The sequence below is a fragment of the Stenotrophomonas sp. P5_B8 genome (assembly GCF_054049855.1).
Map to the genome: position 1 here is coordinate 1 of NZ_JBFULO010000105.1, position 11057 is coordinate 11057.

At 66.5% G+C, this 11057-nt stretch carries 13 protein-coding genes and 1 pseudogene; 3 read left to right on the forward strand and 11 right to left on the reverse strand.

The window, feature by feature from the left end; translation table 11 throughout:
• Window positions 1–464: pseudogene (locus ACXJKH_RS08175) on the reverse strand (hypothetical protein); the annotation flags it as partial.
• A gap of 146 nt (window positions 465–610) precedes the next feature.
• Here ACXJKH_RS08175 and ACXJKH_RS08180 point away from each other — a divergent pair.
• Window positions 611–1954 (forward strand): Nramp family divalent metal transporter, encoded by a 1344-nt coding sequence (locus tag ACXJKH_RS08180; protein ID WP_457319051.1) that lies wholly within the window; start codon window positions 611–613, stop codon window positions 1952–1954.
• On the opposite strand, the gene ACXJKH_RS08185 is transcribed toward ACXJKH_RS08180, so the two are convergent.
• Window positions 1920–2333, reverse strand: coding sequence for a helix-turn-helix domain-containing protein (locus ACXJKH_RS08185; RefSeq protein ID WP_457319052.1), 414 nt, complete (start codon window positions 2331–2333; stop codon window positions 1920–1922). The genes ACXJKH_RS08180 and ACXJKH_RS08185 overlap by 35 nt on opposite strands.
• 76 nt (window positions 2334–2409) lie before the next feature.
• Here ACXJKH_RS08185 and ACXJKH_RS08190 point away from each other — a divergent pair, with 76 nt between their 5' ends.
• Entirely contained in the window at window positions 2410–3261 is an 852-nt protein-coding gene (locus tag ACXJKH_RS08190) for a class I SAM-dependent methyltransferase (protein WP_457319053.1), read from the forward strand.
• Window positions 3262–3319: 58 nt separating this feature from the next.
• Here the strand turns inward: ACXJKH_RS08190 and ACXJKH_RS08195 are convergent, their stop codons facing one another.
• Genes ACXJKH_RS08195 through cyoA form a run of 6 tightly spaced genes read right to left on the reverse strand, consistent with a single transcriptional unit; the run spans window position 3320 to window position 8318 of the window.
• Window positions 3320–3889, reverse strand: coding sequence for an SCO family protein (locus ACXJKH_RS08195; protein ID WP_457319054.1), 570 nt, complete (start codon window positions 3887–3889; stop codon window positions 3320–3322).
• The gene (locus tag ACXJKH_RS08200) at window positions 3886–4377 is read right to left on the reverse strand and encodes a copper chaperone PCu(A)C (protein ID WP_457319055.1); all 492 of its coding nucleotides are present in this window, start codon (window positions 4375–4377) and stop codon (window positions 3886–3888) included. The genes ACXJKH_RS08195 and ACXJKH_RS08200 overlap by 4 nt, the downstream gene beginning before the upstream one ends.
• Before the next feature lie 8 nt (window positions 4378–4385).
• The gene (gene cyoD / locus ACXJKH_RS08205; RefSeq protein ID WP_457319056.1) at window positions 4386–4727 is read right to left on the reverse strand and encodes a cytochrome o ubiquinol oxidase subunit IV; all 342 of its coding nucleotides are present in this window, start codon (window positions 4725–4727) and stop codon (window positions 4386–4388) included.
• Window positions 4724–5362, reverse strand: a complete 639-nt coding sequence (gene cyoC, locus ACXJKH_RS08210) for a cytochrome o ubiquinol oxidase subunit III (protein WP_457319057.1) — start codon at window positions 5360–5362, stop codon at window positions 4724–4726. The genes cyoD and cyoC overlap by 4 nt, the downstream gene beginning before the upstream one ends.
• Window positions 5359–7338: a cytochrome o ubiquinol oxidase subunit I gene (cyoB, locus tag ACXJKH_RS08215; RefSeq protein WP_457319058.1), complete on the reverse strand. Its 1980-nt coding sequence runs from the start codon at window positions 7336–7338 to the stop codon at window positions 5359–5361. The genes cyoC and cyoB overlap by 4 nt, the downstream gene beginning before the upstream one ends.
• Window positions 7339–7340: 2 nt before the next feature.
• On the reverse strand, window positions 7341–8318 hold the full coding sequence (gene cyoA, locus ACXJKH_RS08220) for a ubiquinol oxidase subunit II (RefSeq protein ID WP_457319059.1): 978 nt from the start codon (window positions 8316–8318) through the stop codon (window positions 7341–7343).
• A 190-nt stretch (window positions 8319–8508) separates the two neighbouring features.
• Between cyoA and ACXJKH_RS08225 the strand changes: the two genes are divergently transcribed.
• Window positions 8509–9888, forward strand: a complete 1380-nt coding sequence (locus tag ACXJKH_RS08225) for an aminotransferase-like domain-containing protein (RefSeq protein WP_457319060.1) — start codon at window positions 8509–8511, stop codon at window positions 9886–9888.
• 10 nt (window positions 9889–9898) lie between these two features.
• Here the strand turns inward: ACXJKH_RS08225 and ACXJKH_RS08230 are convergent, their stop codons facing one another.
• From ACXJKH_RS08230 to ACXJKH_RS08240, 3 genes are all read right to left on the reverse strand, one after another.
• Window positions 9899–10324 carry a hypothetical protein gene (locus tag ACXJKH_RS08230; RefSeq protein ID WP_256774249.1) on the reverse strand — a complete coding sequence of 142 codons (426 nt, stop codon included), beginning with the start codon at window positions 10322–10324 and terminating at the stop codon, window positions 9899–9901.
• Window positions 10311–10670, reverse strand: coding sequence for a hypothetical protein (locus ACXJKH_RS08235; RefSeq protein ID WP_457319061.1), 360 nt, complete (start codon window positions 10668–10670; stop codon window positions 10311–10313). Before ACXJKH_RS08235 ends, ACXJKH_RS08230 begins: the two co-directional genes overlap by 14 nt.
• On the reverse strand, window positions 10667–11057 hold a 391-nt coding region (locus ACXJKH_RS08240; protein ID WP_457319062.1), incomplete at its 5' end, for a hypothetical protein. The genes ACXJKH_RS08235 and ACXJKH_RS08240, both read right to left, overlap by 4 nt.

Consider the following 11057-nt stretch of genomic DNA (forward strand, 5'->3'; position numbering starts at 1 on the left):
ACGATCACCTGCGCCGTATTGAGGAAGGCCGCCATCGACAACCAGCCGGCATGCAATGCCAGCGGATAGGCCGCCCACGCACGCTGCCCGGCGCTGGCCTCCGGCGGTGCCGCGCGGACCGCCGCGACAATCAGGCACACCAGGGCGGCCCAGATGATCGCCAGCGCCGACAGGAACCATTGGTTGGAAAACACCGGCATCCACACCGCGGTGAGCACGAAGCCGGTGGCCGCCCAGCCACGTACGCCGACCAGGTCCGGCTTGCGGCGGCGCAGCTGCCACAGCCCGAACGCCACGTCCCACAGGAAGATCAGGCCCCAGATCGCRAACGCATAGCCCGCTGCGACCAGCAGGGTCGGATAACGGTCGGAAATCGCACCGTTGGTCGGGCCGAACGCACCGGATTGCGAAAACCACGACACCACCGGCATGGCCAAGGCGGCCAACAACACGATCCAACGCATGCATCCACTCCAACTCAAAGAGCGGTGACGATACGCGGTTAACGGTTAAGGGGGTGGCATCGCCCTGGTCGCATGGCCGGATCGCACCATCAAACGGCCCGTCATTGCAATCACTTACTAAGATAGCCTTTGCTATATTGCGGTCCATGGACATCCAACGCCGCCCACCCACCGCGCCTGCCTGGCCCTCCTCCAGCGGGCACAGCCCGAGCCTGGGCGAGATGAACGCCAGCGTCGCGGTGCCGCAGGATGGGCACTGGTGGTTTCGGCTGCTGGCCTTCCTCGGGCCGGGTTACATGGTCTCGGTGGGCTACATGGACCCGGGCAACTGGGCCACCGACATCGCCGGCGGCGCGCAGTTCGGTTATCTCCTGCTGTCGGTGATCCTGCTCTCCAACCTGATGGCCATCGTGTTGCAGGGGCTGTCGGCGCGGCTGGGCATCGCCACCGGGCGCGACCTGGCCCAGGCCTGCCGCGACCACTATTCCAGACCGGTCAACCTGACCCTGTGGCTGCTGTGCGAGATCGCGATCATCGCCTGCGACCTGGCCGAGGTGATCGGCACCGCCATCGCGCTGAAGCTGCTGTTCGGCATCCCGCTCGTGGCCGGGGCGATCATCACCGCCATCGATGTGGTGCTGGTGCTGTGGCTGATGAACCGGGGATTCCGGGCATTGGAGGCGTTCGTGATCGCGCTGCTGCTGGTGATTTTCGCTTGCTTTGCGATCCAGATCGCACTGGCGGCGCCACCGCTGCAGGCCGTGCTTGCCGGCTTCATTCCGCGCGCGGAAGTGGTCACCCATCCGCATGCGCTGTACCTGGCCATCGGCATCATCGGGGCCACGGTGATGCCGCACAACCTGTACCTGCACTCGTCGATCGTGCAGACCCGCGCCTACCCGCGCACCGAGGAAGGCCGTCGCAGCGCGCTGCGCTGGGCGGTCACCGACAGCACCCTTGCCTTGATGCTGGCGTTGTTCATCAACGCATCGATCCTGATCCTCGCCGCTGCCGTATTCCATGCGCAGGGACGCACCGATGTGCAGGAGATCGAACAGGCCTACGAACTGCTGGCGCCAATGCTGGGCGTCGGGCTGGCGTCCACCCTGTTTGCGGCCGCCCTGCTCGCCTCGGGCATCAATTCCACGGTCACCGCCACGCTGGCCGGGCAGATCGTGATGGAAGGATTCCTGCGGCTGCRCATTCCGCCCTGGGCGCGGCGTCTGATCACCCGCGGCATCGCGATCGTGCCGGTGGTGATCGTTACCGCGATCTATGGCGAACAGGGCACCGCGCGCCTGTTGGTGCTGAGCCAGGTGCTGCTGTCGATGCAGTTGCCGTTCGCGGTGGTGCCGCTGGTGCGCCTGGTCTCGGACAAGGCCAAGATGGGGCCGCTGGTGGCGCCGCGCTGGCTGATCGCACTGGCGTGGCTGATCGGGGCGGTGATCATCGTGCTCAACGTGAAGTTGTTGGTGGATACGCTGGCCTGACCCCGCGCAGCAGCGCACGGAAACGCGGGCAGTCCAGGTGGCTGCTGGCCCGGCAAGCCGCCGCGTGGCGCAGGCCATCGCGCATGGCGGCCATGCGTACGATGGCCAGGTCCAGTTCGTCGGCCTTGGCCACCAGTCGCGCGCGGTCGATGCGCGTGCCGCCGTCCGCGGCCAACATCGTCGCGATCTCCTCCAGCGACAAGCCCGCAGCCCGGCCCAGCGCAATCAACGCCAGCCGCTCCAGCACCTCTTCGGCGTACACCCGGCGCAACCCGCGTCGGCCGATCGGCTGCACCAGCCCCTTTTCTTCGTAATAGCGCAGTGCCGACGCCGCCAGCCCCGCGCGGCGCGCCACCTCGGCGATATCCAGTTCGCGCATTGCTTGACCTCAAGCGCACTTGAAGTGGCAGAGTGCAGGCTCCCTTCCCTGCTGGCAAGCCCAGAACGAGCCCCTCATGTCCGACACCGCACAACACACCCTGTGGAACGGCCCCGCCGGTCACGCCTGGGTAAAGGCGGAACGGATCCTGGACCAGATGTTTGCCCCGTTCGCCACACAGCTGGCACAGGCCATACCGACCGATTCACCTGCAACGGTGCTGGACGTGGGCTGTGGCACCGGCGCGGCAAGTCTGGAGATTGCGACGCGACTGGGCAGCGGCGGCCACTGCACCGGCGTGGACATTTCCACCCCGCTGATCACGCGCGCCATCACGCGCGCTGCGTCCGCAGCACTGCCGGTGGATTTCAGGGTGGGCGATGCACAGCGGCTTGCGCTGCTGCCCGCCTCGTTCGACCGGATCGTGTCGCGCTTCGGGGTGATGTTCTTCGATGACCCGGTGATGGCCTTCTCCAACCTCCGCCAGGCGACCCGCGACGGTGGCGGCCTGCATGCGATCGCCTGGCGCAGCGCCGCGGAAAACCCGTTCATGACCGCCGCCGAGCGCGCCACTGCTCACCTGTTGACGTTCCCCGCACGCGTTGCCGATGCGCCGGGGCAGTTCGCGTTTGCGGACCGGGACCGGGTGGTCGGCATTGTCACCGACGCCGGATGGCAGAACATTGACGTTGTTGCGCAGGATGTTGCCTGCGAGATCGCCGCCGCGGACCTGCCTGCCTATGTGACGTTGTTGGGCCCGGTCGGGTCGGCGCTGCGCAGCGCGGACATCGAACCGGCGCTGCATGCACGGGTATTGCAGGCGATGGACGAGGCGTTTGCGCCGTTCGTGGTGGGGGACAGGGTGCGATTCGTTGCCGCGTGTTGGGAGGTGCGGGCGCTCGCGCATCCGTCGCGCCGTGGCCAGTAGCAGGATCGCATCCGTGCGCGGTGCGCGTGCCGACCCTGGCGCGCTCATCCGCGTCGCCTCACGTGCGGGTGGGCGTCAGCCGCGTGCGGACCTTGGCCGCCATCTCCGCCTCGGTCAGTGCGTACCCGAGCACCTCCTGCAGCTTGCCGTCGGCACCGAGCAGGAACCACGACGCGGTGTGCTCGAACGTGGCCGCCTCGCCCACGCCGACGCGCTGGTAGCTCACGCCCAGGCTTTCGGCGACGGCACGCGTGCCCGCCTCGTCCCCCGCCAGCCCGATGAACGCCGGGTCGAACGCGGCCAGATACTCGCGCAGGTGGGTCGGGGTGTCGCGCTGCGGATCGACGGTGATGAACACCACCTGCAGGTGCTCCGCCAGCGGCCCGAGCTGGCGCTTGACCTGCACCGCCTTGACCAGGCTGAGCGGGCACACTTCCGGGCAATGGGAGAAACCGAAGAACAGCAGCGTGGGCTTGCCGCGCAAGCTGCTGATCGACAGCGTGCGGCCATCGCTGCTGTGCAGCGCCACCGACTCCAACGCGGCCTGGCCCATGATCGGTGCCTGGCCCCCGCTGCAGCCGGCCAGAAGGGCCAGGCACAACGCGCCGCCGAGCCAACCGCGCCTCATCGCCCTGCCCCATGCCCGTGCAGCTGTGCACTGCTGCCGTCACGCACCACGAAATCCACCTGCTGCTCACCGTCCCGGGCGAACTGCAGGCGCACCCGTACCGGTTGACCCTCCTGCAGCGGGCGCGTGGGCATCATCAACATCAGGTGGTAGCCGCCGGGCTGCAGCGCGGTGACCTTGCCGGCCGGCAGCACCAGCCCCTCCGGCAGCGCCTGCATGCGCATCAGCTCACCGTCCATGCGCATCGCATGGATCTGCACCTGGCCAAAGCCGGTGGCCGTGGCTGCCAGCAATCGGTCTTTCCTGCCGTGGTTGTAGAGCTGCACGTAGCCCGCGGCCACGTTGGCAGCCGGCGGCGGCAGACGGATCCATGCGTGGCTGGCCACTACGGCGGTACGCGCGCGTGGCGCAGTCGTTGCATTGCCTGCGCGCGCCGCGCCAAGACTCAGCGCCATGACGATCCCCAGGCAGGACACCCATCGGTTCATGGCCCTGCTCACAGCTGCATCGGCATCATGTTCTGGGTGGCGTTGTGCATCACCCACAGCGAGCCGGCCACCACGATGGCGATCAGGAAGGCGGTGCACAGGAAGATGCCGGTGTTCTCGCGCTGGCTGCGGCCTGCGCCGATATGCAGGAACAGCACCAGCTGGGCGACCAGCTGCACCACGCACAGCACCACGATGGCGGTCAGGCGCAGTGGCTGCGGCACCAGATCGGTCATGACCACGCCGAACGAGGCGCCGGTGAGCACCACGCACAGCAGCAGGCCGAGGATAYAGCCCTTCAAGGTGGCATGGCCGCCGCCGTGATCGGCATCAGGCGCGTTCGCGCTCATACAAACTCCCTCAGGTAGACGAAGGTGAACACACAGATCCAGATCAGATCCAGGAAGTGCCAGAACAGGCTCAGGCAGGCCAGCCGGCGGCGGACCACGCCATCCAGGCCGAACTTCAGCACCTGGTGGATCATGATCGCCAGCCACAGCAGGCCGAAGCTGACGTGCAGGCCGTGGGTGGCCACCAGGGTGAAGTACGCCGACAGGTAGGCGCTCACATCCGGGGTGGCACCTTCATGGATCAGCTCGGCGAACTCATAGAGCTCCATGCCGATGAAGCCCGCGCCGAGCAGGCCGGTCATCGCCAGCCAGCCCACCACCTGGTTGCGCTTGCCCGCCTGCATGCCCAGCATCGCCACGCCGAAGGTGAAGCTGCTGAGCAGCAGCAGGACCGTCTCGGCCAGCACGAAGCCGAGCTTGAACAGTTCCTTGCCGCTGGGGCCATCGGCCGTTCCGTTGAGCAGGACACCAAAGGTGGCGAACAGCACCGCGAAGATCAGGCAGTCGCCCATCAGGTACATCCAGAAGCCCACGATGGTCTTGCTGCCGTCGTCGTGGTGCGCGTGGCCGTGGTCGTGATGACCGGCCGCAAGCGGGCCGTGCTGCGTGGCAGCGGTCAGGGTATCGCCGCTCATGCCTTGGCTCCTTCCATGCGCGCGAAGTGCGCGTCTTCAATGCGCTTCACCTCGGCGGCGGGCACGTAGTAGTCCACGTCACGGTCATAGGAGCGCAGCACGAAGGTGGCGATCACGCCGATCAGGCCGATCCCCGCCAGCACCCACATATGCCAGACCAGGGCGAAACACAGCACCAGGCTGAACACCGAGATCACCACGCCGGCGGCGGTATTGCGCGGCATATGGATGTCCTCGTACGTGGCCTGGCGCTGCCAGGCGCGCCCCTGCTGCTTGTCGTCCCAGTGCTGCTCCAGCGAGGTGATCGAGGGCAGCGTGGCGAAGTTGTAGAACGGCGGTGGCGAGGATGTGGCCCACTCCAGGCTGCGTGCATTCCACGGGTCGCCGGTGAGGTCCAGGTTGGCCTTGCGGTCGCGGACACTCACGTAGAACTGGATGAACATCGCCGCGATGCCGGCGGCGATCACCRGTGCGCCGATGGCCGCCACGATCAACCACGGCTGGTAACCCTCGACCGCGTAGTGGTTCATGCGCCGTGTCATCCCCTTGAAGCCCAGCACGTACAGCGGCATGAAGGCCAGGTAGAAACCAACCAGCCAGCACCAGAACGACACCTTGCCCAAGCGCTCATTGAGGGTGAAACCGAACGCCTTCGGGAACCAGAAGGTGATACCGGCCAGGCAGCCGAACACCACGCCGCCGATGATCACGTTATGGAAGTGCGCGATCAGGAACAGGCTGTTGTGCAACACGAAATCCGCACCCGGAATGGCCAGCATCACACCGGTCATGCYGCCCAGCGCGAAGGTGACCATGAAGCCGATCGTCCACATCGTCGAGGAGTGGTAACGGATGCGGCCGCGGTACATGGTGAACAGCCAGTTGAACAGTTTCACCCCGGTGGGGATGGAGATGATCGAGGTCATGATGCCGAAGAACGCGTTGACGTTCGCGCCCGAGCCCATGGTGAAGAAGTGGTGCAGCCAGACGAAGAACGACAGCACGCCGATCGAACAGGTGGCGTACACCATCGAGCGGTAGCCGAACAGCGGCTTGCCCGAGAAGGTGGCGATGATCTCGGAGAACGCACCGAAGCACGGCAGGATCAGCACGTAGACTTCCGGGTGGCCCCAGATCCAGATCAGGTTGACGTACATCATGGCGTTGCCGCCGGCATCGTTGGTGAAGAAGTGCATGCCGAAGTAACGGTCCATGCTCAGCAGCACCAGGGTGGCGGTCAGCACCGGGAAGATCGCCACGATCAGGATGTTGGTGATCAGTGCAGTCCAGGTGAACACCGGCATCTTCATCAGGTCCATGCCCGGCGCCCGCATCTTGAGGATGGTGACGATGAAGTTCAGGCCGGTCAGCGTGGTGCCGATGCCCGATACCTGCAGTGACCAGATGTAGTAGTCCACGCCCACCGTGGGGCTGTACTCGATGYCCGACAGCGGCGGATAGGCCACCCAGCCGGTGGCGGCGAAGTCGCCGACGAACATGGACAGCATCACCAGCACYGCGCCCACCGCCGACAGCCAGAAGCTGAGCGAGTTGACGAACGGGAAGGCCACGTCGCGCGCGCCGATCTGCAACGGCACCACGATGTTCATCAGGCCAACGATGAGCGGGGTCGCCACGAAGAAGATCATGATCACCCCGTGCGCGGTGAATATCTGGTCGTAGTGTTCCGGCGGCAGGTAGCCGGCGCTGTCATTGGCGGCGATGGCCTGCTGGGCGCGCATCATCAGCGCATCGGCGAAGCCGCGCACCAGCATGACCAGGGCCAGCAGGATGTACATCACGCCGATCTTCTTGTGGTCCACCGAGGTGATCCACTCGGTCCACAGGTAGCCCCACTTCTTGAAGTAGGTGATCGCCGCGATGATCGCCACGCCGAGCAGCAGCGACCCGGCCAGTGCCGACATGATGATCGGGTCGTGGTAGGGAATCGCTTCGAGGTTCAACTTTCCAAGCACAATCAGTTCTCCGCGGTACGGCTGGCGGCAGGCGCGGCCAGGCTCACCAGTTGGGTTTTCGCCCCGGGTGCTTCGCCCGGCAGGCAGATCTCGTCATCGGGCATGCCGCCGTGGCGACGCACGATGCTGTCGAACAACCCGGTATCCACCGCACCGAAGTGCAGCAGCGGCGAGCCGTGGGTAGGCGTTTCCAGTTCGGCCAGGCGGGTGGCGCCGAGGTGGTCGCCACTGCTGCGGGCCTGCGCCAGCCAGCGGGCGAAATCGGCTTCGGTGACCACCCGTGCCGGGAACTTCATGTCCGAGAAGCCGGCGCCGCTGTAAGCCGAGGACATTCCCGCGTAGGTGCCCGGGGTGTGCCCGATCAGGTGCAGGCGGGTCTGCATGYCGGCCATGGTGTAGACCATGCTGCCCAGCTGCGGCACGAAAAAGGCGTTCATCATCGACTCGGAGGTCAGCTTGAACGCAACCGGCGTATCGACCGGCATCACCAGCTCGTTGACCGTGGCCACGTTGTGGTCGGGGTAAATGAACAACCACTTCCAGTTCAACGCCACCACTTCCACACGCAGCGGCGCCTTGTCCGATTCAATCGGCCTGTACGGGTCCAGCGCGTGGGTGCTCTTCCAGATCAGCACCGCCAGCACCACGATGATCAGGCACGGGATGGTCCAGATGACGACCTCGATCGCGGTGGAATGCGACCAGTCGGGCGCGTAGGTGGCATTCGTGTTGGACGCACGGTAACGCCAGGCGAAGTACAGCGTGAGCAGGATCACCGGAATCACCACCAGCAGCATCAGGCCGGTGCAGACCAGGATCAGCTGCATCTCCTGTTCGGCGATGCTGCCCATGGGATTGAACAGCTCCAGGGAGGTGCACCCGGTGAGCAGGGGCAGCAGCGCTGCCAGGCCGGACCAGCGTCCGGCGCGGGCTCGACCGGCCAACGGGGCGCGGCGAGCAGGTTGAGTAACGGGGATCATGCGGGACGGCCCTTCCAACGCAGTGCCGGGCCGGGCGGCCCGGATCATGAAAAGTGGCGGACAACCCCCTGCATGACCGATATGCATGGGGGGTGCCCGCCGCAGCCGCGTACGTTAGGCAACGACATGATCCATACATGATGCGACACACTGTCGCAGGCGCCTGCGCGGCGCGGCGTAAGATGCGCCGATGCAAGCCGACAGCCCCGCGTGGAGCAGCCTCATCGCCGACGGGCACGGGCCGGTGTACCTGCGTATCGTGCAGGCGCTCGAACGCGCCGTGCGGTCCGGCGCGCTGCGTCCCGGCCAACGCCTGCCCGCGCAGCGCGCACTGGCCAACGACCTCGGCGTGGACCTCACCACGGTCACCCGCGCGTTCAACGAGGCGCGCAAGCGTGGCTTGATCGACGCACGCGGACCACTGGGCTCGTTCGTCGCCCCACCCCAGGTGGCGCTGGACCAACTTGTGGACCTGAGCATGAACCTGCCGCCGACCCCGCCCGGCGGCGAGGTGGCCGACATGCTGCGGCGTGGCCTGTCCACGGTGCTCACCCGCAGCGATGCCGGCAACCTGATGACCTACCACGTCGGCGGCGGCAGCCGCGCCGATCATCTGGCCGCGCAGCAGTGGCTCAAACCGATGTTGGGCAAGGTGGACAGCGATCGGCTGGTGGTGACCGAAGGCGCGCAGGCTGCATTGTCGGCGCTGCTGCTGGCACTCACCGAGGCCGGCGACACGATCCTGTGCGAACCGCGGGTCTATCCCGGCCTGCTGCATGCGGCGCGGGTACTGCAACGCAAGCTCCAGGTAGTGGCATGCGACGAACACGGCATGCGCCCGGATGCGCTGCGTCGGCAGGCGCGGGCCACCGGCGCGAAGGTGGTCTACCTCAACCCGACCGCGCAGAACCCCACCGCCCATACCGTGCCCGAAGCGCGCCGGAGAGCGCTGGCTGACGTGTTGCGCGCACAGGATCTGCGCCTCATCGAAGACGACCCGTACTGGCTGCTGGTCGACGATGCCCCTGCCCCGCTCGCCCTGCTGGCGCCGCGGCACACCTGCTACATCTCCACCTTGTCCAAGTGCCTGAGCCCGGGCCTGCACACCGGCTTCGTCCACCTGCCCGACGGCGTGTCACGCCAGGGCGTGCTGGACGCGCTGCGCGCAGTCAACCTGATGGCACCGCCACTGATGAATGCCCTGGTCACCCAGTTGATCCTGGATGGCTCGGCTACTGCCCTGCTCAGGCTGGTGCAGAACGAAGCCGCCGAGCGCCGCTACCTGGCGCGGTCGGCGCTGTCGCCTACGTTCCTGCAGCACTGCGCCGGCGTGCACGCATGGTGCCGCTTGCCGCCACAGTGGACCGCCGCCAGCCTCACCCATGCAGCGCGCCTGCAGGGGCTGGGCATCGCCCCGTCGTCGGCGTTCACGCCCGACGGCGTGGCCATCCACGATGCGGTGCGGATCTCGCTGGGGGCGGCTGCGAGCCGGCAGGAACTGCACCGGGCGTTGCGGCAGCTGGATCAGTTGATGCACGTGGCTGCAGGCCGGAGCGGCTGGACGGTATAAGCCGGTTGTGTCAGTCCGTACCGGGTGCAACGCGAGACCGTCGCGCTCGGCTGTAACGCCTGCCGGGGCTGCCCACGTACTGGTCCATGGAGCGGCGACCGTCTGCGGTTTCGACCGATACCTGGAAATGCCTTCCTGCGACCTTGTCCGTACCAAATCGCGCGGATAGAACGCGGATCTGGCCGATATCCAAACCGTGCTGCGAAGCCAACTCGGGCAGTCGCTGCGCGAATTGGCCAGTGGCATGCTTTATCCCTGCCGAGGCCGGGCTGCCCGCGGCTTCCCCTGTCAGGAAATTCACCACGATTTCGCCCTCTCGCGAGGCGGCGGCCTCCGCAAAGATATCCAGCGTGTATAAGCCGATCATGAAGCACATGCCACTGGCCAACGAGTCGGCCACGTTGTGGCCGAAGGCAGTGAGCTCACCCAGTTTCATCGGCCGGCCCCCGAAGCAGATCGTGCAGGTCGATGCCCTCCGGGTTCAGCAGCGCCCGTTCACGGCCCGTATAGAACAGCTCGAACCGTCCCTTTTCTTCGTCAACGATGCGTGCACCGTCCAACACCGTCAGCAGCCCGAACACCGTTGCTCCGGCGGCCTCACGCACCACGCTGCGCACGTGCGCCTGGTCCTGCGGTGACAACCCGCCATACCAGGCGGCGCGTTCGCGAACCGCCAGCGAAGGTCGCCTTCCGGGCGGCGATTCGAGCGTGCTCATCGTCGCCTCTGTCGCCGCGTCCCGCACGTGGGCTTCCATCGCTTCAACAAACTGCTGACTGTTCAAGGATCCGCCCATCCTGCGTCCGCACKCAGGCGTTGCTCGCGCAACCGGCGGACGCGCGCTTCGTTCGCCTTCTCGCCCCGGAATTTGAAAACGTAGTGCGCGGCCAGCACGCCAACCAGCAACGCGGGCCCGAGGTTGTACCCCAGCGCATAGCCGAATGCCCCGGGCTGCAGATCCGCGCGCACCGCCATCACGACGATGAAAACGGCGAAGACCAGCGTGAGCAGCAGATGGATCGCCGCACCGTTGACGGTCAGCCGCCCGCGGGTCGCATTGACGATCCTGGCCAGACCCATGCACACCAGGAACAGTACGAAAAACCCGAACAACGCCATTCGAAGCCCCCTTGGCGCAGTGCGCCTGCTTCTCCGGTCCACGCTGCCGCGC